Source organism: Pseudomonas sp. lyk4-R2A-10 (genome assembly GCF_030209075.1).
Taxonomy (GTDB): domain Bacteria; phylum Pseudomonadota; class Gammaproteobacteria; order Pseudomonadales; family Pseudomonadaceae; genus Aquipseudomonas; species Aquipseudomonas glycinae.
The window spans coordinates 690821-714007 of sequence record NZ_JARVSR010000011.1 but is presented as its reverse complement, the minus strand read 5'-3'; the positions used below and the strand labels follow the sequence as shown (position 1 = coordinate 714007).

The 23187-nt window shown below is 62.7% G+C and carries 21 protein-coding genes and 1 riboswitch; of the genes, 16 read left to right on the top strand and 5 right to left on the bottom strand.

From position 1 onward, the window contains the following. Positions 1 to 17: 17 nt before the first annotated feature. Entirely contained in the window at positions 18 to 839 is an 822-nt protein-coding gene (locus QRN46_RS20480) for an HDOD domain-containing protein (protein WP_011332898.1), read from the top strand. Here the strand turns inward: QRN46_RS20480 and tctE are convergent, their stop codons facing one another. Continuing rightward, complete coding sequence (gene tctE / locus QRN46_RS20475) at positions 840 to 2225, bottom strand: two-component system sensor histidine kinase TctE (RefSeq protein ID WP_011332897.1); 1386 nt, start codon at positions 2223 to 2225, stop codon at positions 840 to 842. Beyond that, entirely contained in the window at positions 2218 to 2889 is a 672-nt protein-coding gene (tctD, locus tag QRN46_RS20470) for a two-component system response regulator TctD (RefSeq protein WP_007957980.1), read from the bottom strand. The genes tctE and tctD overlap by 8 nt, the downstream gene beginning before the upstream one ends. Positions 2890 to 3339: 450 nt before the next feature. On the opposite strand from tctD, the gene QRN46_RS20465 reads away from it, so the two are divergent. The 4 genes from QRN46_RS20465 to QRN46_RS20450 are packed head-to-tail and all read left to right on the top strand — an operon-like array spanning position 3340 to position 7372. Continuing rightward, positions 3340 to 4317 (top strand): Bug family tripartite tricarboxylate transporter substrate binding protein, encoded by a 978-nt coding sequence (locus QRN46_RS20465; RefSeq protein WP_011332896.1) that lies wholly within the window; start codon positions 3340 to 3342, stop codon positions 4315 to 4317. Between the two features lie 56 nt (positions 4318 to 4373). Next, positions 4374 to 4832: a tripartite tricarboxylate transporter TctB family protein gene (locus QRN46_RS20460; RefSeq protein ID WP_011332895.1), complete on the top strand. Its 459-nt coding sequence runs from the start codon at positions 4374 to 4376 to the stop codon at positions 4830 to 4832. Between the two features lies 1 nt (position 4833). Continuing rightward, entirely contained in the window at positions 4834 to 6348 is a 1515-nt protein-coding gene (locus QRN46_RS20455) for a tripartite tricarboxylate transporter permease (protein WP_011332894.1), read from the top strand. Further along, positions 6341 to 7372 carry an AbrB family transcriptional regulator gene (locus tag QRN46_RS20450; protein ID WP_285356847.1) on the top strand — a complete coding sequence of 344 codons (1032 nt, stop codon included), beginning with the start codon at positions 6341 to 6343 and terminating at the stop codon, positions 7370 to 7372. Before QRN46_RS20455 ends, QRN46_RS20450 begins: the two co-directional genes overlap by 8 nt. 3 nt (positions 7373 to 7375) lie before the next feature. Here QRN46_RS20450 and ung read toward each other — a convergent pair whose 3' ends face one another. After that, positions 7376 to 8071, bottom strand: coding sequence for a uracil-DNA glycosylase (gene ung, locus QRN46_RS20445; protein WP_201819588.1), 696 nt, complete (start codon positions 8069 to 8071; stop codon positions 7376 to 7378). Between the two features lie 132 nt (positions 8072 to 8203). On the opposite strand from ung, the gene dspII reads away from it, so the two are divergent. Then, entirely contained in the window at positions 8204 to 9316 is a 1113-nt protein-coding gene (dspII, locus tag QRN46_RS20440; protein WP_285356844.1) for an enoyl-CoA hydratase/isomerase DspII, read from the top strand. A gap of 52 nt (positions 9317 to 9368) precedes the next feature. Here the strand turns inward: dspII and QRN46_RS20435 are convergent, their stop codons facing one another. Continuing rightward, positions 9369 to 9770, bottom strand: a complete 402-nt coding sequence (locus tag QRN46_RS20435) for a hypothetical protein (protein WP_011332890.1) — start codon at positions 9768 to 9770, stop codon at positions 9369 to 9371. 178 nt (positions 9771 to 9948) lie between these two features. After that, positions 9949 to 10212, bottom strand: coding sequence for a hypothetical protein (locus QRN46_RS20430; RefSeq protein ID WP_064383076.1), 264 nt, complete (start codon positions 10210 to 10212; stop codon positions 9949 to 9951). Between the two features lie 283 nt (positions 10213 to 10495). Continuing rightward, positions 10496 to 10596: riboswitch (guanidine-I (ykkC/yxkD leader) on the top strand. A 63-nt stretch (positions 10597 to 10659) separates the two neighbouring features. Here QRN46_RS20430 and QRN46_RS20425 point away from each other — a divergent pair. The 10 genes from QRN46_RS20425 to QRN46_RS20380 all read left to right on the top strand — a co-directional run bounded on the left by QRN46_RS20425 (position 10660) and on the right by QRN46_RS20380 (position 22948). Continuing rightward, positions 10660 to 11727, top strand: coding sequence for a putative urea ABC transporter substrate-binding protein (locus QRN46_RS20425; protein WP_285356841.1), 1068 nt, complete (start codon positions 10660 to 10662; stop codon positions 11725 to 11727). 18 nt (positions 11728 to 11745) lie between these two features. Beyond that, positions 11746 to 12561, top strand: a complete 816-nt coding sequence (locus QRN46_RS20420; protein WP_221615170.1) for an ABC transporter permease — start codon at positions 11746 to 11748, stop codon at positions 12559 to 12561. After that, a complete protein-coding gene (locus QRN46_RS20415) occupies positions 12558 to 13346 on the top strand; it encodes an ABC transporter ATP-binding protein (RefSeq protein ID WP_221615169.1) in 789 nt (262 codons plus the stop codon). The genes QRN46_RS20420 and QRN46_RS20415 overlap by 4 nt, the downstream gene beginning before the upstream one ends. A gap of 13 nt (positions 13347 to 13359) precedes the next feature. Further along, positions 13360 to 14085, top strand: coding sequence for an urea amidolyase associated protein UAAP1 (locus QRN46_RS20410; RefSeq protein WP_221615168.1), 726 nt, complete (start codon positions 13360 to 13362; stop codon positions 14083 to 14085). A gap of 11 nt (positions 14086 to 14096) precedes the next feature. Next, the gene (locus tag QRN46_RS20405) at positions 14097 to 14738 is read left to right on the top strand and encodes an urea amidolyase associated protein UAAP2 (protein ID WP_221615167.1); all 642 of its coding nucleotides are present in this window, start codon (positions 14097 to 14099) and stop codon (positions 14736 to 14738) included. A 175-nt stretch (positions 14739 to 14913) separates the two neighbouring features. After that, positions 14914 to 18546, top strand: a complete 3633-nt coding sequence (uca, locus tag QRN46_RS20400; protein ID WP_285356837.1) for an urea carboxylase — start codon at positions 14914 to 14916, stop codon at positions 18544 to 18546. 24 nt (positions 18547 to 18570) lie between these two features. Further along, a complete protein-coding gene (gene atzF / locus QRN46_RS20395) occupies positions 18571 to 20343 on the top strand; it encodes an allophanate hydrolase (protein ID WP_285356835.1) in 1773 nt (590 codons plus the stop codon). Between the two features lie 168 nt (positions 20344 to 20511). Beyond that, complete coding sequence (locus QRN46_RS20390; RefSeq protein ID WP_285356833.1) at positions 20512 to 21999, top strand: sensor domain-containing diguanylate cyclase; 1488 nt, start codon at positions 20512 to 20514, stop codon at positions 21997 to 21999. Beyond that, complete coding sequence (locus QRN46_RS20385) at positions 21992 to 22222, top strand: cysteine-rich CWC family protein (RefSeq protein ID WP_041475166.1); 231 nt, start codon at positions 21992 to 21994, stop codon at positions 22220 to 22222. Before QRN46_RS20390 ends, QRN46_RS20385 begins: the two co-directional genes overlap by 8 nt. A 33-nt stretch (positions 22223 to 22255) precedes the next feature. Then, a complete protein-coding gene (locus QRN46_RS20380; RefSeq protein WP_285356831.1) occupies positions 22256 to 22948 on the top strand; it encodes a pseudouridine synthase in 693 nt (230 codons plus the stop codon). The last annotated feature ends 239 nt before the right edge of the window (positions 22949 to 23187 follow it).

Sequence of the window (23187 nt, the reverse complement as noted above, 5' to 3'; positions counted from 1 at the left end):
CACCCTAGAGAAACGACATGAGTGAGCTGGCGGATAAGGTCCAACAGGATTTGGTTGAGGCCATCGATAACGATGACCTGGTTCTGCCAACGTTACCGGAAGTGGCCCTGCAGATTCGCAAGGCCGCTGAAGATCCGGATATCAGCGTCAGCGACCTGAGCAAAGTGATCGGCCGCGACACGGCGCTGTCGGCGCGCCTGATCAAAGTGGTGAACAGCCCGCTGCTGCGCGCCACCCAGGAAGTCACCGACCTGCACACCGCCATTACCCGGCTCGGCGTCAATTACAGCAGCAACCTGGCGATCGGTCTGGTGATGGAGCAGATCTTTCACGCCCGTTCCGACGTGGTCGAACAGAAGATGCGCGAAGTCTGGCGCAAAAGCCTGGAAATCGCCGGCGTCAGCTACGCCCTGTGCCGTCGGTATACCCAGCTCAAGCCCGATCAGGCCGCGCTCGGCGGACTGGTTCATCAGATCGGCGTGCTGCCGATCCTGACCTATGCCGAAGATCACTACGAACTGCTGTCCGATCCGGTAAGCCTCAACCATGTGATCGATCACATTCACCCGTTGCTCGGCGACAAATTACTGCGGGTCTGGGAGTTTCCGGAGCGTCTGGTGGAATTGCCGGGGCTGTATCAGGACCTCAAGCGCGAATCGCAGCAGATCGATTACGTCGACATCGTGCAAGTGGCCAGCCTGTATTGCCACAAGGACACCGATCACCCGCTGGCCCGCATCGATCCGTTCAGCGTGCCGGCATTCCGCAAGCTCGGCATCGACCCGGAGAACAAGGCGCTGTGCACCGATCTGGAAGAATCGCGGTCGATGTTCTACTGATCAACCGGCGACAAAACTCACCCGTACCTTCAAACCCGCCTGTTCACCATCGTGCAGACTGATCTGCGCCAGATGCGCGCGGCAGATCTCCCCGACAATCGCCAGCCCCAGCCCGGAACCAGCGACCTGCTGGTTGCGCCGGTAAAAACGTTCGAACACCCGATCCCGCTCTTCCAGCGGAATGCCCGGCCCATCGTCTTCAACCTCCAGCACCGCGGGCGCAGTGACCCGCAGAATCACGTTGCCGCCCGGCGGCGTGTGCGCCAGTGCGTTGTCCACCAGATTGCTCAGCAACTCGTTGAGCAATGTCGGCTCGCCGCGCAGCCACACCGGCTCGTCCGCTTCCAGCGCCAAGGCAACGCCGCGAGCATGGGCCAGCGGCGCCATGGCCATGCCCAGTTCCCGCGCCAGCTGACTCAGATCGAGCAACTGCGCCCCGCCCTCGGCGATCGCCCGGGCGCCGTTTTCCACCCGCGCCAGCGACAACAACTGGTTGGCCAGATGGGTCAGGCGATCCGTGCTTTGCGCCGAGGATTCCAGTGTGTCGCGCCAGGTCTGCGGCTCGTTCGAGCGCAAGCCCAGTTCAAGACGAGCCTTGAGCGCTGCCAGTGGGGTGCGCAGTTCATGGGCCGCATCGGCGATGAATTGCGCCTGTCGCTCGAATTGCCCGCGCAGGCGTTCGGTAAAGTGATTGAGCGCCCGCACCAGCGGCCACAACTCGTGTTGCACCTCGACCAACGGCAACGGCCGCAGGTCATCGGGCTGGCGCTCTTCCACTGCCGTGCGCAAACGTTCGATCGGCCGCAGCGCCGCACTCACCGCAAACCACACCAGCAACAACGCGCCAATCGCGAGCATGCCCAATCGCAGCAAGGTGTCGGCGGCCAGACTCCGAGCCATGCTGACACGCGCCTCGTCGGTTTCGGCGACGCGGATTTCCGCCATGCCGTTCATGTTCGGCTCGCTGACCGCCTTGAGCAGACTCACCACACGCACGTTCTGCCCCTGATATTTCGCGTCGTAAAAGCGCGCGAGGGCGGGATAGCTGTCGGTTCTCGGCGTGCCTGGCGGCGGGCCCGGCAGATTTTCATAGCCGGAAATCAACTTCTGGTTGATGTCGTTGACCTGGTAATAGATACGACCCGCGCTGTCGTAAGCAAACGTATCGAGCGCCACATACGGCACGTCGGCACTGAGACTGCCATCGCGCTGCGACAGACCGGCGGCGATGGTCCGCGCCGAGGCCAGCAGCGTGCGGTCATAGGCGGTGTCGGCGGCCTCGCGACCGTTCCAGTAGGCGCTCAATCCGCTGGCGAGCATCAACACCACCAGCAGCAACGCGAGGTTCCACAGCAACCGCCAGCGCAAGCTGCTGGGCTTATGCATCGCGGCTTTCCAGCAGATAGCCCAGACCGCGGAAGGTCACGATAGCCACCGAATGGCCGTCGAGCTTTTTGCGCAGGCGATGCACGTAGATTTCGATGGCGTCGGGGCTGGCCTCTTCGTCGAGACCGAACACCTGCGCAGCCAGCTGTTCTTTGCTCATCACCCGACCGGGACGGGCAATCAGCGCTTCGAGCACCGCCTGTTCGCGAGAAGTCAGCGTCAACAATTCATCGCCGAGGGTGAAGCGCCGGGTGTCGAGGTCATAGGCCAGCACACCGCAACGCTGCTGGCGTTCGCCGCCGAGCACGCTGCGGCGCAACAGGGCCTTGACCCGCGCCTCGAGTTCGGTGAGTTCGAACGGTTTGGCGAGGTAATCGTCGGCGCCGAGATTGAGCCCGTGGACCCGATCCTTGACGTCGCTACGAGCGGTCAGCATCAGCACCGGCAGATTCTTGCCCCGAGCCCGCAGGCGCGCCAGCACTTCAAAACCGTCCATGCGTGGCAGGCCGACATCAAGGATCGCCACCGCGTATTCCTCGCTGCCCAGAGCCAGGTCGGCAGCCACGCCATCGTGCAAGACGTCCACGGTCAGACCGGTGCTCTTGAGCGCCTGGGCAACGCTTTCGGCCAGCGGCAAATGGTCTTCGACGAGCAGGACACGCATGGATCTCTACCTCATTCAGGGATGGCCGACGCCATTCTTTGCGGCGGAGTTTACAGCCGCAACCGCCACTGTGAAGCCCGAAAACATGCGAAAGAATACTGAAAGGTTAGCGAAAGGTTGGGCCGTTAGAGTCGTTTCACCGAAGGTCCCGACTGCCGACCTTCGCCGTTTTGCCTGTACTTGCACCGTAGCTTCAAAACGTAGCTCTCGAAAAACGCCACGATGCGTTTTCGCCAATAAGAACAATAACGAGGTACTGCACCATGCTGTCGACACAGCTTCAGGTTGACCCGTTTCATTCTTCCTCTCGAATTTCCCCGTTTTCGCTTGTCAGCGCCATCCTCGGCTGCGCGGCGTTCAACCCGTCCGGGTCTGAGCCTGTTAGCCTGCGCGCGCGAAACCGCCGCACCTGAAACATCCCCAAAAACAACAACTCCCGTGGAGACACTCATGAACCGATCCCTGCGCCGTTTCGCCCTCGCCGCCGGTTGCGTGCTGTTCGCCGGCCAACTGATGGCCGAACCGAAACGTCCGGAATGCATTGCCCCCGCCTCCCCCGGCGGCGGTTTCGACCTGACCTGCAAACTGGCGCAAAGCGCGCTGGTCAACGAAAAACTGCTGACCAAACCGATGCGCGTGACCTACATGCCCGGCGGCGTCGGTGCGGTAGCGTACAACGCGGTGGTAGCGCAGCGTCCCGCCGATGCCGGCACGCTGGTGGCGTGGTCCAGCGGCTCGCTGCTCAACCTGGCTCAGGGCAAGTTCGGTCGGTTCGATGAAACCAACGTACGCTGGCTGGCCGCGGTCGGCACCAGCTACGGCGCCATCGCGGTGAAAAGCGATTCGCCCTACAAAACCCTCGATGATCTCGTGCAGGCGCTGAAGAAAGATCCGAGCTCCGTGGTCATCGGCTCCGGCGGTACCGTCGGCAGCCAGGACTGGATGCAGACTGCGCTGATCGCCAAAGCCGCCGGGATCAACCCGCGCGACCTGCGCTACGTCGCCCTCGAAGGGGGTGGCGAGATCGCTACCGCGCTGCTCGGCGGTCATATCCAGGTCGGCAGTACCGACATCTCCGACTCCATGCCGCACATCCAGAGTGGTGACATGCGCCTGCTGGCCGTGTTTGCCGAGAAACGCCTGGACGAGCCGGAAATGAAGGACATTCCTACCGCTCGCGAGCAAGGCTACGACATCGTCTGGCCGGTGGTGCGCGGCTTCTACCTCGGGCCAAAAGTCAGCGATGAAGACTACGCCTGGTGGAAAGACTCCTTCGACAAACTGCTGGCCTCGGAAGACTTCGCCAAGCTGCGTGATCAGCGTGAACTCTTCCCGTTCGCCATGACCGGTCCCGAGCTGGACACCTACGTCAAGAAGCAAGTGGCGGACTACAAGGTACTGGCCAAAGAGTTCGGCCTGATTCAGTGATCGTCTCGGTCTAGCGTCCATGGCCCTTTCAGCGGGGCCATGGCAGGAGTTCCCTCATGCTTATTCAACGCATTTTTGCCTCGGTGCTGTTGCTGGCCTGTGCCGGCCTGGCGCTGATGGCGTGGCCGTATCAGGCGGCTTTTTCCTACGAACCGGTCGGTCCTCGGGCATTCCCTCTGTTGATGCTGGGTCTGATGAGCCTGGCGCTGCTGTACATGGTGTTTCGCCCGGCGCCGATCAAACACAGCGATGACGAACCGCCGCTGGATCGCGAAACCCTGACCAAGATCGCGATCTGCGTCGCCCTGCTGCTGGTGTTTGCCGGCTTGTTCGAGCCGCTGGGCTTCATTCTCAGCAGCATTCTGATCGGCATTCCGATGGCGCGCCTGTATGGCGGGCGCTGGTTACCGAGCGTCATCGTCACAACGCTGATGGCGATCGGTCTGTACGTGCTGTTCGACCGCGTGATGGACGTACCGCTGCCCCTCGGCCTGCTCGACGTTCTGGAGAACTGATATGGATACTCTCGGTTATTTGGGTCAGGGCTTCGGCGTCGCGCTGAGTCCGTACAACCTGGTCACCGCCCTGACCGGCACGCTGATCGGCACCGTGGTCGGCTTGTTGCCGGGCCTGGGCCCGATCAATGGTGTGGCGCTGCTGATCCCGATCGCGTTCGCCCTCGGACTGCCGCCGGAATCGGCCCTGATCCTGCTGGCGGCGGTCTATCTGGGCTGCGAATACGGCGGCCGGATCAGCTCGATCCTGCTGAACATTCCGGGCGAAGCCTCCACCGTAATGACCACCCTCGACGGTTACCCGATGGCCCGCAAAGGCCTGGCCGGCGTGGCGCTGTCGTTGTCGGCGTGGAGTTCGTTCATCGGCGCCTTCATCGCCACCTGCGGCATGGTGCTGTTCGCCCCGCTGCTGGCGAAATGGGCGATTGCCTTCGGACCCGCGGAATATTTCGTACTGATGGTGTTCGCGATTGTCTGTCTCGGCGGCATGGCCGGTGACCGGCCGGTGAAAACCTTTATCGCGGCGTTGATCGGTCTGTTCCTGTCCAGCGTCGGCATCGACGCCAACAGCGGTGTGTACCGTTTCACCGGCGACAACATTCACCTGACTGACGGCATTCAGTTCGTGGTGCTGGTACTGGGCCTGTTCTCGGTCAGCGAAATTCTTCTGCTGCTGGAGAAAACCCACCGCGGCCAGGAAGCGGTGAAAGCCACCGGGCGGATGATGTTCAACTTCAAGGAAGCGGCGTCGGTGTTCGTGGTGAACATCCGTTGCGGCCTGCTCGGTTTCATCATGGGCGTGTTGCCGGGTGCCGGTGCGACCCTCGCCAGCGCCGTGGCCTACATGACCGAGAAACGCATCGCCGGTGCCAGCGGCAAGTTTGGCCAGGGCGACGCCCGCGGTCTCGCTGCGCCGGAAACCGCCATCGGTGCCTCCGCTTGCGGCGCGCTGGTACCGATGCTGACCCTCGGTGTTCCGGGTTCGGGTACCACAGCGGTGATGATCGGCGCTCTGTCGCTGTACAACATCACCCCCGGCCCGCTGCTGTTCCAGCAACAGCCGGACATCGTCTGGGGCCTGATCGCTTCGCTGTTCATCGCCAACATCATGCTGGTGATCCTGAACATCCCGATGATCCGCATCTTCACCCGCATCCTCGCCGTGCCGAACTGGGCACTGGTGCCGGTGATCGCGATCATTACCGGGATCGGCGTCTACGCCGTGCACGCGACCACGTTCGATCTGTTCCTGATGGTCGGCATCGGCATCTTCGGCTACATCCTGCGCAAACTGGACTTCCCGCTGTCGCCAGTCCTGCTGGGGTTCATCCTCGGCGGCCTGATGGAGCAGAACCTGCGCCGGGCGCTGTCGATTTCCAACGGTGCGCTGGAGATTCTCTGGTCGAGCCCGATCACCTTCGGCGTCTGGGTGCTGACCGCGATCATGTTGCTGATGCCGCTGCTGCGCATCTGGCGCAAACGCTCGGCCGCGCAACGCGCCGTTGCCGATGTCTGATCGGCTCTCCCTCAAAACCTGGTGGGGAACCCCGCTGGTCGGTCTGCTTGGCGGTTTCATCGCCAGCCAGATCGGCTGGCCGCTGCCGTGGATGGTCGGCTCGTTGCTGGCGATCATCCTGGTGCGCTGCCTGACCCCGTGGCAACTCACCGAAATCCCTGGCGGCCGCAAGTGCGGCCAGTGGATCGTCGGCATCGGTATCGGCCTGCACTTCACCCCGCTGGTGATGGAGCAGGTACTCAGCCACTTCGGCCTGATCTTCTTCGGCGCGCTGGTCACCAGCCTTTCGGCGGTGGTCGGCGTGTGGCTGATGCGCCGAACCGGCGAGGATCGCGCCACAGCGTTTTTCTCCAGCATGCCCGGCGGCTCCGGCGAGATGGTCAACCTCGGCGCCCGCAACGGTGCACTGCTCAGCCATGTCGCGGCCGGGCAGAGTCTGCGGGTGCTGGTGGTGGTGTTGTGTGTACCGGCGGCGTTCAAATATCTGCTGGGTGACGGCACACCGATTTCACACGCCGGCAGCGTCGATTGGCGCTGGCTGGCGATTCTTTTTCCGGCGGGCGGCATGCTCGCCTGGCTCTGGCAACGTTTGCGTCAACCCAACCCTTGGCTGTTCGGCCCGCTGCTGGTCAGCGCGGCGGTGAGCATCGGCTGGGATCTGCACATCGGTTTGCCCAATGGCGGCAGTCAGATTGGCCAGTGGTTGATCGGTAGCGGCCTGGGTTGCCATTTCAACCGGCAGTTCTTCCGCCGCGCACCATCGTTCATGGGACGCACGTTGATCGGCACGGCACTGACCATGTTGATCGCGACACTGGCGGCGCTGGGCTTGAGTGCGCTGACCCATCTGGACCTGCGCTCGCTGACGTTGGGCATGATGCCCGGCGGGATCGCAGAGATGAGCCTGACGGCGGAAACCCTGCAACTGTCGGTGCCGCTGGTGACGGCAATGCAGGTGATGCGGTTGTTGTTCGTGCTGTTTCTGGCGGAACCGTTGTTCAAATACTGGAACCGCCAGCCCTGAGCATCAGACTACCGGCGGCAGGCGCCACTCGATCGGCGCTTCGCCGTTCTGCTCGAGGAATTTGTTGGTGCGGCTGAAATGCCCGCAACCGAGGAAGCCGCGATAGGCCGACAGTGGCGACGGATGCACCGAGGTCAGCACCAGATGTTTGGTGGCATCGATCAGCTTCTGCTTGCTCTGCGCATGGGCGCCCCACAGCATGAATACCAGATGCGGCTGTTTCTGGCTGACCACCTCGATGATCCGATCCGTGAAGAACTGCCAGCCCTTGTCCTTGTGCGCATTGGCGTTGGCGCGCTCGACGGTCATGGTGGTGTTGAGCATCAGCACACCCTGATCGGCCCAGCTCTGCAGATAGCCGTGGTTGGGGATGTCGATGTTCAGGTCGCGCTTCAACTCTTTATAGATGTTGACCAACGATGGCGGCGCCGGCACGCCCGGTTGCACCGAGAAGCACAAGCCGTGGGCCTGGCCCGGGCCGTGGTACGGATCCTGGCCGAGAATGACCACTTTCACCTTGTCCAGCGGCGTCGAGTTCAACGCGTTGAAGATCATCGGTCCCGGCGGATAGATTTCCTTGCCGGCCGCCCGCTCCTGCTGCAGAAAAGTGCGCAACTCTGCCATGTAGGGCTGGTCGAATTCGGCACGCAGTGCCTCCTTCCAGCTCGGTTCGAGTTTGATACGGTCGTCAGCAGTCATGGTCATACCCGGCAAAAACAATGGGGCGAACCCTAGGAAAGCCGACCACGCTTGTCAATTGATCTGACGCAGATCCGGCACTTTCCCACACAGCGATCATACTGATCGTTCAAATTCCCGATCGAGGTCACGATGAATCTGCACTTCGAAGAACTCACCGGCACCGACGGCGCGCGCATCGGCGTGGCAACGCTGGATGCCGAAAAGTCGCTCAATGCGCTGTCCCTGCCGATGATCCACGCCTTGAGCGACAAACTGAACGCCTGGGCCAAGGATCCACAAATCGTCTGCGTGCTGCTGCGCGGCAACGGCGCCAAGGCCTTCTGCGCCGGCGGCGAAGTGCGCAGCCTGGTGGAAGCCTGTCGCGCCCATCCCGGCGAAGTACCGCCGCTGGCCGCACAGTTTTTCAACGCTGAATACCGTCTGGACTACAGCCTGCACACTTACCCGAAACCGTTGATCTGCTGGGGCCATGGTTATGTGCTCGGCGGCGGCATGGGCCTGCTGCAAGGTGCGAGCATCCGCATCGTCACGCCGAGCAGTCGTCTGGCGATGCCGGAAATCAGCATCGGCCTGTACCCGGATGTCGGTGCCAGTTGGTTCCTGTCACGACTGCCGGGCAAGCTCGGCTTGTTCCTTGGTTTGACCGGTGTGCACATGAACGGTCGCGATGCGATTGATCTGGACCTGGCCGACCGTTTCCTGCTCGACGAACAGCAACAGGAACTGATCGACGGCTTGTTGCAGTTGAACTGGCAGGAACAGACTGCCATGCAGCTCAACAGCCTGCTCAAGGCGCTGCAGCAGGAAGCCGTGGCGCAGATGCCCGAGGCGCAATGGCTGCCGCGTCGGCAGCAAATCGATGAATGGCTGGATGTCAGCGACGTGACCTGTGCCTGGAAAGCCATCAGCCTGCATCGCGACAGCAGCGACCTGTTGATTGCCCGTGCGGCGAAAACCATGAGTGAAGGCTCGTCACTGACCGCGCATCTGGTCTGGGAGCAGATCATTCGTGCCCGCCACATGTCGCTGGCCGAAGTCTTTCAGATGGAATACACCCTAAGCCTCAATTGCTGCCGGCATCCGGAATTCAGCGAAGGAGTCCGGGCGCGGCTGATCGACAAGGATCACAAACCGCACTGGCACTGGCCGGACATCGCCCGGGTGCCGGACGCGGTGGTCGAGGCGCACTTTCACAAAGTCTGGGAGGGGCGGCATCCGTTGGCGGATCTCTCCAGTTACTGAAATCCAGGCACAAAAAAAGCGGCGCTCAATGCGCCGCTTTTTCTGCGGGGGGTTACCAGCGGTTGCCGTGTCGGCCGTAATCGCCACGTCCACTGTGACGGTCGTAATTGCCACGACCCCGGCGGTCATCCCAGCCACCGCGACGGTGGTCGTCCCAGCGTCCGCGATCATGACCGTGCCAGCGACGGTTCTCGTAGTAGCGCGGGGCCGGTTGGTAGTAACGGGGCGCTGAATAATAACGGGGCGCCGGTTGGTAATAGCGCGGTGCTGGCTGGTAGTAGCGCGGCGCCGAGTAGTACGTGCTGCCGCCGCTGTAGTAGGTGCCGCCGCTGTAGTACGAAGGTGCCTGCGATGTGTAGACCTCTGAGCTGTAGTAGCCATCTCCGTAGGAATAAGGGACGCATCCGCCAAGGGAAAAAAGCATCACGGTAAACAGAAGAATTCGGCGATACATGGCGGCCTCCTGGACCGCGGGTAGCCACACCAGCGACGCTGGCAGGCGTCAGTCTTTTATTCGGCGACTGACGAAATATCTGACAGCGATTTCGGCATCCGGTGCGTTTCTGCAACAACTTGAAACAAGTGATTGATGAAACCTTGTTCATGCAGAAACGCCGTCATTCAGCCGCTGATTAGTGGTGCCCACCGTGGTATCCGCCGCCGTGATAACCCCGTCCGTAACCGCCGCGATAGCCATGGCCGCCGTAGTAATAGCGGGCGCCACCGTAGTAACGCGGGCCGTAATAACCACCGTAGTAATAGGGCGAGTAATAGCCGGGATAGTAGTAGGGCGTGGAGTAAACATCGTAGCCGCCGGCGTAGTAGTAACAGCCGGACAGCCCTAGACCGAGCACTGCTCCCAGCAGCACCCGACGCAGCAATTTTGAAATACGCATGGCGGCCTCCTGAAAGACCTGTGACAGCAGTCGGCACAGACCGGCTGACATCAGATTTGACTGGCTGACCGCTACCGAGTGCCCAACCCTCAGGGGCATCGGATCAGCGGCAGCGGACGCTGCATGACGGTGCAACCGCGCACCAACACAAAGCGCCCACAGGCGTTCGCCATCCGCCGTAACGTCACGAAAGCCCGTAACAGAGCGCCCGACCCGACTTGGCACGCCTCTCGCTTTAGCAAACTCGTGCAGGAGTCATCAAAGGTTCGCGGCACCACAATTTGCAATGGCTGACTAGGGTTCCGGCTCGCATCTGCGAGTGACTGGTCCGAGAGTTGGCGACCTCCAGTTGAGGTTACACGGCGGGACAAAAGCCCGGGAGACAAGCCACCGTTCGCGGTGCCGCGTTGCCTTCCTGTCCGCCCTCGATCAACTGGAGAAGCCACCATGTCCCGACTACGTTTGCCCGCCCTGCTCGCCGCCGCGTTCGCCGCGCTGATCAGCACTCAATCCCCCGCCGCGCAGAAAGACCACTTCAGCGTCTGCTGGACGATCTATGCCGGCTGGATGCCATGGGAATACGCCGGTAGCCAGGGCATCGTCGACAAATGGGCGAAGAAGTACGGGATCAAGATCGATGTGGTCCAGCTCAACGACTACGTCGAATCGATCAATCAATACACCGCCGGTCAGTTCGATGGCTGCACCATGACCAACATGGATGCGCTGACCATTCCCGCCGCCGGTGGCGTCGACAGCACTGCGCTGATCGTCAGCGATTTCTCCAACGGCAATGACGGCATCGTCCTCAAGGGCGAAGGCAAGAAAGTCGCCGACCTCAAGGGCATGGACGTCAACCTGGTCGAACTGTCGGTCTCGCATTACTTGCTGGCCCGCGCGCTGGATTCGGTGGATCTCACCGAGAAAGACCTGAAAGTGGTCAACACCTCCGACGCCGACACTTCCGCCGCCTTCAACACCGAGCAGGTCAACGCCGTCACCACCTGGAACCCGATGCTTTCGGACATCAAGGCCAAACCGGGCGTGACCGAAGTCTTCAACTCCAGCCAGATCCCCGGCGAAATCATGGACATGATGGTGGTCAACAGTGCCACCCTCAAAGACAACCCGGCGCTGGGCAAGGCGCTGACCGGCGCGTGGTTCGAAGTGGTCGACTTGATGAACGCCAAGAACGCGGCGGGCAAAGCCGCACTTGAGCACATGGCCAAGGCCTCGGGCACCGACCTGGCCGGATTCCAGGCGCAACTGGACACCACCAGACTGTTCGCCACACCGAAAGAAGCCCTGGCGTTCGCCACCAGCAAGCAACTGCCGGAAACCATGCGCAGGGTCGCCGAGTTCTCGTTCCAGCACGGTTTGCTCGGTGAAGGCGCGAAAGACACCAGCGCGGTCGGCATGGCGTTCGCCAACGGCGTGACCAGCGGCGATACCGGCAACCTCAAGCTGCGTTTCGATCCGACCTACGTGCAGATGGCCGCTGACGCCAAGCTGTAAGCCACGGAGGATTTGGCCATGCGCCTGATCAATCGCCACCCGGATCGCCCGAGTCGCCTGTTGCTGGTGATCCTGCCGTTCGCCCTGGTGCTGTTCGCCTATTTCATGGGCTCGGCCGAGCGCCTGGCGGACAATCCCAACGACAAACTGCTGCCCAGCGCGGTGCAGATGACCGACGCGGTGAAACGCCTGGCCTTCAACGCCGACAGCCGCACCGGTGAATACCTGTTGTGGCAGGACACCGCGTCGAGCCTGCAACGCCTGGCCATCGGCCTCGGCATCGCGGCGCTGGCCGGGTTATGCCTGGGCATGGCCGCCGGCACCCTGCCGCTGTTCGGCGCACCGTTGTCGCCGATGCTGACGGTGCTGTCGATGGTGCCACCGCTGGCGATCCTGCCGATCCTGTTCATCGTCTTCGGCCTCGGCGAGCTGTCGAAAGTGATGCTGATCGTGATCGGTATCACCCCGGCCCTGGCCCGTGATCTGGAACAGCGCGCCCGGGACATCCCCGTCGAACTGCTGATCAAGGCCCAGACCCTCGGCGCCTCGACCTGGACCCTGATGCTGCGTGTGGTTCTGCCACAACTGTTGCCGCGCCTGCTGATTTCACTGCGGTTGATGCTCGGTTCGGCGTGGCTGTTCCTGATCGCCGCCGAAGCCATCGCCTCCACCGACGGTCTGGGCTACCGGATTTTCCTCGTGCGCCGTTACCTGGCGATGGACGTGATCCTGCCGTACGTGGTGTGGATCACCCTGCTCGCCTGGCTGATGGATTGGGGCCTCAAATACCTGACCCGTCGGGCATTTCCTTGGTATGAGGGAGCCGCCAAATGAGCTTCATCACGGTGAAAAACGTGTGGCAGCAATACGCCGACCAAGTGGTGCTGGAAGGCTTGAACCTCAACGTCAACGAGGGCGAGTTCTGCACGCTGGTCGGTGCCTCGGGTTGCGGCAAGTCGACCTTCCTGCGCCTGCTGCTCGGTCAGGAAACCGCCAGTCGCGGCGAGATTCTGCTCGACGGCCAGCCACTGGCCCGCGAGCCGGATGCCAGCCGTGGCGTGGTGTTCCAGCGCTACTCGGTGTTCCCGCACCTGAGCGTGCTGGACAACGTCGCCCTCGGCCTCGAACTGCCCCGGGCGCCACTGCTCGGGCGTCTGTTCGGCAGCGCCAAACGGGACGCCCGCGAGCAGGCCTTGGCGCTGCTGCACAAAGTCGGCCTCGGCCATGCGCTGGACAAGTACCCGGCGCAACTGTCCGGCGGCATGCAACAGCGGCTGGCGATCGCCCAGGCGTTGATCATGAAGCCGCGCGTGTTGCTGCTCGACGAACCGTTCGGCGCGCTCGATCCGGGCATTCGCAAGGACATGCACGCCCTGCTGCTGGAGCTGTGGCGCGAGACGCAACTGACGGTGTTCATGGTCACCCACGACCTGTCCGAAGGTTTCAGCCTCGGCACCCGCCTGCTGGTGTTCGACAAGGTCCGCCTCGACCCGCACGCCCCCGGCGCCTATGGCGCCCGCATCACCTACGACATCCCTTTGAACAGCGACCGTCGCGCCCAACGCGCCGCCGTCGACGCCCTGCCCGCCGAGCTGGCCGGCACGCTTCGTATTGCCTGAGAGGACTGCTCCCATGACTGATTCGACCCAACTGTTTCCCCCCTTCGCCGAGGAAACCCTGCCCGGTGGCGGCCACCGTTCCTTCGTCCTGAAACGCGGCCAACTGCTGCGCCTGACCGACCTGCGCGGTGGGGCAAACGTCAGCCTGACCCTGCTCAACGCCAACGAGAAAACCGAGCGCCTGAACCTGCCCGACAGCCTCAAGTGCCAACACACCGCCAAGCTGACCGCAGGCCATTGCCTGTACTCGGACATGGGCCGGGTGCTGGCGGCAATCACCGCAGACACTTGTGGCTGGAGCGACAGCCTCGGCGGCGTGCTGTGCGCTGAAGAGGTCGCGGAAAAATACGGCCAGGGCCGCTATCAGGAACTGCGCAACGGCTTCTTTCGCAACGGCACCGACAACCTGCTGGTGGAGCTGGGCAAGTGGGGGCTGGGCCTGTCCGACCTGTTGATGACCCTCAACCTGTTCAGCCGGGTCAACGTCGATGACGCCGGACGCTTCCATTTCGTCGAGGGCCATTCGCAGGCCGGTGACTACATCGAACTGTATGCACCGATGGATACCCTGGTTGTATTGACCGCCCTGCAACACCCGCTGGATCCGTCACCGCAATACGCACCCAAACCGCTGAAGCTGAGCTGGATGAACGCCGACCCGAGCGTCGCCGAGCACTGCCGTACCTCGCGCCCGGAGAACGAGCGCGGCTTTATCAACACCGACCGTTTGTTCGCCTGAGGATCATCGCCATGTCAGTTGCTATCGCCACTTCGCAGAAACAACCCGACACTGCGGTGTACCGCGCCACCATTCCCGCCGGCGAACCCTGGCTGATGGAGGTCAAGGCCGGCCAGACCCTGCGCATTCTCGATCTGGAAGGCAACCAAGCGGTGGACACCCTGTTTTACAGCACCGCCAATCCCCGCGAGCGCTACGACGTGCAACGCACATTGCGCCGCCAGAACAGCGTGTACCTGAGCACCGGCAGCGTGTTGTATTCCAATCTCGGCAAACCGATGCTGACCATCATCGCCGACACCTGCGGCCGCCACGACACCCTCGGCGGCGCCTGCGCGCAAGAGAGCAACACCGTGCGCTACGCCCTGGAAAAACGCTACATGCACAGCTGCCGCGACAACTACCTGCGCGCTTGCGCCCACGACGGGCGCCTGAACAAAGGTGATATCGGGCCGAACATCAATTTCTTCATGAACGTACCGGTGACCGCCGACGGCGGCCTGACCTTCGAGGACGGCATTTCCGCCCCCGGCAAATATGTCGACCTGCGCGCCGAAATGGACGTGATCGTGCTGATCTCCAACTGTCCGCAACTGAACAACCCGTGCAACGCCTACAACCCGACACCTGCGGAGCTACTGGTATGGAACTGACATTCGTCCGTCTGCGCCGCTGGTTGTTTGCCCTGTGCCAGGCGCGCTCAGGCCAGTGCCTGAAAAAGTGAAGTGATTTCGCCGTCGGGGACGACCCTGGCGTCTGAACAAAAACGGCGGGACGGCCCGCCTCCCAGTCGAGCCCGCACCCTGCGCGGACTCCGGGGGTTTCTGCATGTTCGAAAAAGTCCTGATTGCCAACCGTGGCGCGATTGCCTGCCGCATTCTGCGCACCTTGCGTGAACTGCACGTCGAAGGCGTCGCGGTGTACTCCGAAGCCGATGCCGCCAGCCTGCACATCCTGCAAGCGGACGAAGCCCACAGCCTCGGTGAAGGCGCCGCGGCCAGCACCTATCTGGCCGTGGACAAGATTCTCGCCATCGCCAAAGCCACTGGCGCCACCGCGATCCATCCGGGCTACGGCTTTCTTTCCGAGAACGCGGCGTTCGCCGAAGCCTGCGCCAACCATGGCATTGCCTTCATCGGCCCGACACCGGAGCAACTGCGGGTGTTCGGCCTCAAGCACACCGCACGGGCCCTGGCCAAACAGCACGGCGTGCCAATGCTCGAAGGCACCGAACTGCTCGACAGCCTCGACGCCGCGCTGATTGCCGGCGCGCAGGTCGGTTATCCGGTGATGCTCAAAAGCACCGCCGGGGGCGGTGGCATCGGCATGCGCGTGTGCCGTAACGCCAGCGAACTGAGCGAGTCGTTCGAGGCGGTGAAGCGCCTCGGCCAGAACAACTTCAGCGACGCCGGAGTGTTCATCGAGAAGTACATCCAGCGTGCGCGGCATCTGGAAGTCCAGGTGTTCGGCGACGGCCAAGGCGCAGTGATCGCCCTCGGCGTGCGCGACTGCTCGGTGCAGCGGCGCAATCAGAAAGTCCTTGAGGAAACCCCGGCACCGAACCTGCCCGACGGCATGGCGGATGAGCTGTGCGCGGCGGCGATCAAACTGGCCAAAGCAGTGAATTACCGCAGCGCCGGCACCGTCGAATTCGTTTTCGACAGCGATGCGCAGCGCTTCTATTTTCTGGAAGTGAACACCCGGTTGCAGGTTGAGCACGGCGTTACCGAACAGGTGTGGGGCGTCGATCTGGTGCGCTGGATGATTGAACTGGCGGCGGGAGATCTGCCGCCGCTGAGCACATTGTTTGAGGGCCTGAAACCGGACGGCCACGCGATTCAGGCGCGACTGTACGCGGAGGATCCGGGGCGCGATTTCCAGCCGAGTCCGGGGCTGCTGACCGCTGTGGAGTTTCCTGCGGCCAACGGCATTCAACTGCGCATCGACACCTGGGTCGAGGCCGGTTGCGAGATCCCGCCCTACTTCGATCCGATGATCGCCAAAGTCATCAGCTGGGCGCCGACCCGCGAACAGGCCCGCTCCGATCTGCATCACGCCCTCGGCGACAGCATGCTGTACGGCGTGGAAACCAACCGCGACTACCTGCGGCAGATTCTGCTCGATACACCGTTCGCCAGCGGTCAGCCCTGGACCCGTTGCCTGGAAGGTCTGGTGTACCAGGCCAACACCTTCGAAGTGCTGAGCGCCGGCACCCAGACCAGCGTCCAGGACTACCCCGGCCGCCTCGGCTACTGGGCGGTGGGCGTGCCACCCTCGGGGCCGATGGACAGTCGCGCGTTGCGTCTGGGCAATCGCTTGCTGGGCAATGACGAAGGCGCGGCGGCACTGGAAATCACCATGAACGGGCCGCTGCTGCGCTTCAATTGCGACGCGGTGGTGGCGGTGACCGGGGCACCGTTGGCGCTGACCCTCGACGGCGAAGCGGTGCCGATGAACACCGCGCTGTTGATTGAAGCGGGCAGCCAGTTACATCTCGGCGGTTTGCTCGACGCCGGCGCCCGCAGCTACCTGTGCCTGCGCGGCGGCCTGCAGGTGCCGGACTATCTGGGCAGCAAAAGCACCTTCACCCTCGGTCAGTTCGGCGGTCATGGCGGGCGAGCCCTGCGTGCCGGCGACGTGTTGCACCTGGCGCCCCTGAGCGACCGAAGCGCCGGGCAGACCCTGGCCCCGCATCACGTCAGCGAACTGCCCGCCGTGCGCCGGATCCGGGTGATCTATGGCCCCCACGGCGCGCCGGAATATTTCACCGAACACTACATCGACACGTTCTTCGCCACGCACTGGGAAGTGCACTTCAACTCCAGCCGTACCGGCGTGCGCCTGATCGGACCAAAGCCGGAATGGGTGCGCGCCGACGGCGGCGAGGCCGGGCTGCATCCGTCGAACATTCACGACAACCCCTACGCCATCGGCGCCGTGGACTTCACCGGCGACATGCCGGTGATCCTCGGCCCGGACGGCCCGAGCCTCGGTGGCTTCGTGTGCCCGGTGACGGTGATCGAGGCCGATCTATGGCAGCTCGGGCAGCTCAAGGCCGGGGATAAAGTGCAGTTCGTGCCCGTCGATCTCAAGACCGCACGCGATCTCGCCCTCAAATGGGACGCCTGTGGGAGCTGGCTTGCCAGCGATGGGGCCCGAGCAGACACCGCGTCAACTTCATCGCTGGCAAGCCAGCTCCCACAGGCCCTGGTTTCGCCTGTGGTTCTGGAGTTGGGTCAGGGCGACAAGCGGCTGGTCGGGCGTGTATCCGGCGATACCCATCTGCTGCTGGAAATCGGCGCGCCGGAACTGGATCTGGTCCTGCGCTTTCGCGCCCATGCCCTGATGCAGGCGCTGGAAGGCAAAAACCTGCACGGCGTGATCGACCTGACACCGGGCATTCGTTCGCTGCAGATCCACTACCAGCCCGAACAACTGCCGCTGGCCGATCTGCTCGGCATCGTCGCCGGTGAATGGGATGCGGTGTGCGCCGCCCAGGACTTGCAAGTGCCGTCGCGGATCGTCCACTTGCCCCTGTCGTGGGACGACCCGGCCTGCCAGTTGGCGATCGAGAAATACATGACCACCGTGCGCAAGGACGCGCCGTGGTGCCCGAGCAATCTGGAGTTCATCCGCCGCATCAACGACCTGCCGAACCTCGATGAAGTGCAGCGCACGGTATTCGATGCGAGTTATCTGGTGATGGGCCTCGGTGATGTGTATCTCGGCGCACCGGTCGCCACCCCGCTCGACCCGCGCCATCGGCTGGTGACCACCAAGTACAACCCGGCACGCACCTGGACCGCCGAGAACTCGGTGGGCATCGGCGGCGCCTACATGTGCGTGTACGGCATGGAAGGCCCCGGCGGTTACCAGTTTGTCGGGCGCACCTTGCAGATGTGGAACCGCTATCGCGAAGTCGCCGCGTTCGACGGCAAACCGTGGCTGCTGCGGTTTTTCGATCAGATCCGTTTCTACCCGGTCAGCGCCGAAGAACTGCTGCGCATCCGCCGGGATTTTCCCCTCGGGCGTTTCGACCTGAACATCGAACAGAGCCAGCTCAACCTCGCCGACTACCAGGCCTTTCTGCAACGCGAAGCCGAGACCATCGACGCCTTCCGAACGCAGCAACAGGGTGCCTTCCAGGCTGAGCGCGAACGCTGGATCGCCAGTGGCCAGGCGCACTTCGACAGCGAAGAAGCCGTGCCGGACAGCAGCGAAGACACACCGCTGACCAGCGGCCAGCAAAGTATCGACAGCCACATTGCCGGCAACCTCTGGCAGGTGCAGGTCGAGGTCGGCAGCCGCGTGGCGGCCGGTGATGTGCTGGTGATTCTGGAGTCGATGAAGATGGAAATCCCCGTGCTCGCGCCCATGGCCGGGGTGGTGCAGGACATTCGCGTGCAGCCGGGATCGGCGGTGCGTGCCGGACAACGGGTCGTGGTGCTGGAACTCGACTGAAACCATTTGCCAAAGGATCAACCCATGAATCTGCAACTCGATGCCCTGCGCCAGGCCTACCGCAATGGCGACACCACACCCCGGCAATTGCTGTTGGCGTTGCGGGAAAAAGCCGCTGCGCTGAACCCGGACTATCACCTGTTCATCCATCTGCTCAGCGCCGAAGAACTGGAGCCGTATCTGGCCGCCCTCGACGGTCGCGATCTCGACAGCCTGCCGTTGTATGGCGTGCCGTTTGCGATCAAGGACAACATTGATCTGGCCGGTGTCCCGACCACCGCTGCATGCCCGGCGTTCGCCTACGTACCGGAGCGTTCGGCGACCATCGTCGAGCAGCTGCTGGCGCTGGGCGCGATTCCGCTGGGCAAGACCAACCTCGACCAGTTCGCCACCGGCCTCAACGGCAGCCGTTCGCCTTACGGCGCCTGCCCGAACAGCGTGTTGCCGGAGTATCCGTCGGGCGGCTCCAGCGCCGGTTCGTCATTGGCCGTGGCGCTCGGTGTAGCCAGTTTCGCGTTGGGCACCGACACCGCCGGCTCCGGCCGGGTGCCGGCGGCGCTGAACAACCTGGTGGGTCTGAAAGCCAGCAAAGGCCTGATTTCCACCGCCGGGGTGCTGCCGGCCTGTCGCACGCTCGATTGCGTCACCACGTTCACCGCAACGGCGCGGGAAGCCAGTCAGCTGCTGGCGCTGACCGCGCGCCTCGATCCGAGGGACGAATACAGCCGCAGCAATCCGTCATGGAACGACGGCACCGCGTTCGGCGCGCCACGGCCGTTTCGCTTCGGTGTACCGCGTGCGCAAGACCTGGCGTTTTTCGGCTGTGAGGAAGGCCCGCGGCTGTTCGGCGATGCCATCGACCGTCTGAAAGCTCTGGGCGGTGAAGCGGTCGAACTGGACCTGTCGCCGTTCCTCGAAGCGGCGCGGTTGCTCTATGAAGGGCCGTGGGTGGCCGAGCGCTACAGCGTGGCCGGCGAGTTGATGGAAGAAAATCCCGAAGCAGTGCTGCCGGTGATCCGCGCGGTGCTGGCCAAAGCACCGGCCGTCAGCGGCGTGCAGACGTTCCGCGCGCAATACCGCCTGCAAGCGCTGAAAGCCGTTTGCGATAAAGCACTGGAAGGACTCGACTGCGTGCTCACGCCCACCATCGGTCGTCCGGTGACGCTGGCGGAACTCGACGCCGAACCGGTGCTGCGCAATTCCGAACTGGGCTACTACACCAACTTCATGAACCTGCTCGATTACGCTGCCGTCGCCGTGCCCAGCGGTTTCATGGTCAACGGTCTGCCGTGGGGTGTAACGCTGTTTGGCCGGGCGTTCACCGACCAGTATTTGCTGAGTGTGGCGGACGCTTTGCAGCGCCAGCAGGATCCCGCGCTGCCGACGCCGAACAATCCGGCGCGCCATGACCGTGCACGACTGGTGGTCTGCGGTGCGCACCTGGACGGACTGGCCCTGAACTGGCAGTTGCGGCAACGCGGCGCACGCCTGATCGAGGCCACTTACAGCTCGAAGAACTACAAACTCTATGCCTTGGCCGGCGGCCCACCGTTGCGTCCAGGAATGCTGCGCGTGGCCGAAGGTGGCGTGGCCATTGCAGTGGAAGTCTGGGAGTTGCCGAGCAGTGAACTGGGCTCGTTCCTGACCGGGATCCCGGCACCGCTGGGACTGGGCAAGGTGCAACTGGCGGATGGCCGTTGGGAAAGCGGATTCATCTGCGAACCCTACGGCCTGGAAGGTGCGATCGACATCAGCCACCTGGGCGGGTGGCGAGCGTATCTGCAAACCGGAAACTGATCCGAACAGCGGCCCCCTTTCGTTCCGGGAGGGGGCTGGATGAGTGAGCCATTCTCCAGACACCCCTGCCCGGCTGATCCCCCCGCATTTCAGGCACAAATCCCGCAGTCTTTTCCCCGCCGTGCCACTAGAATGCTGCCCATCGGGTCACTGTCAACGGAATTGCCAATGCCGCTCAGATCTGCGTTTCACTCCCAACGTTCGCTGGTACTGACCCTCGTCGCCCTGCTCGGCGCAGGTTTCCTTGCTACTTCGCTGCTCAGCTACTACGCCTCGCGGGCGTCGATCCGCGACAACATCGTCAACACCGAACTGCCGCTGACCTCCGACACGGTGTACTCGGAAATCCAGAAAGACCTGGTCAGACCGATCCTGATTTCCTCGATGATGTCCCGCGACACCTTCATGCGCGACTGGGTAGTGAACGGCGAGAAAGACAGCGACCAGATGACCCGCTACCTCGACGAGGTCATGACCCACTACGGCGCCTACACCGCGTTTTTCGTCTCCAACAGCACCCACACCTACTACCATGCCAAGGGCGTGCTCAAGCAGGTGAAGATCGACGAGCCACGCGACGCCTGGTACTTCCGCGTGCGCGACATGAAGGATCCGTACGAGATCAATGTCGACCCGGATCTGGCCAACAAAGACAACATGACCTTCTTCATCAACTACAAGGTCTACGACTACAACAATCGCTTCATCGGCGCCGCCGGCGTAGGGCTGACGGTGGACGCGGTAATCAAGCTGATCGACAAGTATCAGCAGCGCTATCAACGCAGTGTGTACTTCGTCGACACCTTCGGTCGGCTGGTCTTGACCGGCGCCGAGGGTGGGCCGGAAGGGGCGCGGGTCGGGAAAAGCCTGACCGACATCGACAGCATGAAAAGCCTTGTCAGCCAATTGCCCAAACCCCACAGCGGCAGCTATGAATATTCCACCCACGGCCAGGGGCATTTCCTCAACGTGCGGTTTATTCCAGAGCTGAACTGGTACTTGTTCGTCGACAAACGCGAAGACGGCGCGCTGAGTGAAATCCGCCAGTCGCTCTATCTCAACCTGCTGATCTGCCTGCTGGTGACGCTGATCGTGCTGGCGCTGGTCAATCGATTGATCAAGCGCTATCAGGACAAGATCCACGCTCAGGCCACCCTCGACAGCCTCACCGAACTGCCCAACCGCCGCGGCTTCGACCTGCTCGCCGTGCAAGCGCTGCACGAAGCGCACCGTGAGCCGAAACCGCTGACCGCGCTGCTGCTGGATCTGGATCACTTCAAGGTTTTGAACGACACCTACGGGCACATGGCCGGCGATCAGGTGCTGATCGGGTTCGCCAGGGACCTGCAAAGCTGCCTGCGGCATTCCGACATCGTCTGCCGTTGGGGCGGTGAGGAATTTATCGTTCTGTTGAAAGACACCGACGGCGAGATCGGTCAGAAGATTGCCGAGAAGATCCGCCAGCACGTCGAACAGCATGAATATGCCTACAACGGTCACACCCTGAATCTGACCGTCAGCATCGGCGCCACCACCCTGCAACCGGATGACACCTTGCACAGTCTGCTGTCCCGGGCCGATCATGCGATGTACCGGGCCAAACAGACCGGCCGTAACCGCACCTGCGTGGAAATGCCTCACTCGACCTATGCCTGACACCAATAACACACCTGACCTCTGCCCGGCCTGCGGCGCCCGCAACGACTGCACCCTGGCCGACCCGCGCACCGCCGACCGCGCCTGCTGGTGCTACGGCGTTTCCATCGACCCGGCAGTGCTCGAAGCCCTGCCGGCGGAACTGCGCGACAAGTCCTGCCTGTGCCCGCGCTGCGCCCAGGTCGAGGCGCAACTGCAAGCGGCCAGGCCGTCGATCCCGTAAGATGCGCGCCCCGCTACCTGCCGATTGCTGATCATGCGTGTCGACCGTTTCCTGAGTAACCTGCCCCGCTACAACCGCAAGCAGGTTCGCCTGTTGCTGGTGGAAAAGCGCGTGCGCATTGACGGAAAAGTCGTCAGCGATCCCCACAGCGAAGTCCTTGAATTCAGCCGCGTCGAAGTCGACAACGAAGTGCTGCAACCCGGCAAACCGGCGCGCTACTTCATGCTGTACAAACCGCAAGGCTGCGTCAGCGCCACCCGCGATCCCGAGCATCCGACCGTGCTCGACCTGATCCACGAGCCGGACAAGGACGACCTGCACATCGCCGGGCGTCTGGATTTCAGCACCACCGGGCTGATGCTGATCACCAACGACGGCAGCTGGTCGCGGCGCCTGACCCAGCCGCAGACCAAACTGCCGAAGGTCTATTACGTCGAGACCGAACAGGAGATCGGCCCGGAATATGCGATCAAGTTCGCCGAGGGGATCTACTTCGCCTTTGAGGACCTGACCACCCAACCGGCGCAGCTGCAAGTGCTCGGCCCGCGAACGGCGCGGTTGAGCATCGTCGAAGGTCGTTACCATCAGGTGAAGCGCATGTTCGGCCACTTCAACAACAAAGTGCTGCGCCTGCACCGCGAATCCATGGGCCCGCTGGCGCTGGATCACGCGCTAAAACCGGGCGAGTACCGCGCTTTGCGCACCGAAGAGATTCATTTGTTCTAAGCAGCCGACCGCTCAGCAGAAGTTGTCGAACAATTTACCAACGGCACTTGCGCGATCCGGATCCCCCTGCTTGAATCAGGTCGTCGGCCAAATTGTGACCGATGAGTCACACATAACATCCAAGAAACTTTTTGTCGGTAGACAGCCCATCAGGGCTGCGCCTCAGCCGGCAGACTGCCCGCCAATAACAACACCCGTCGACCTGCCGTATCGGATCGACATGGGCCACAAAATTCCAG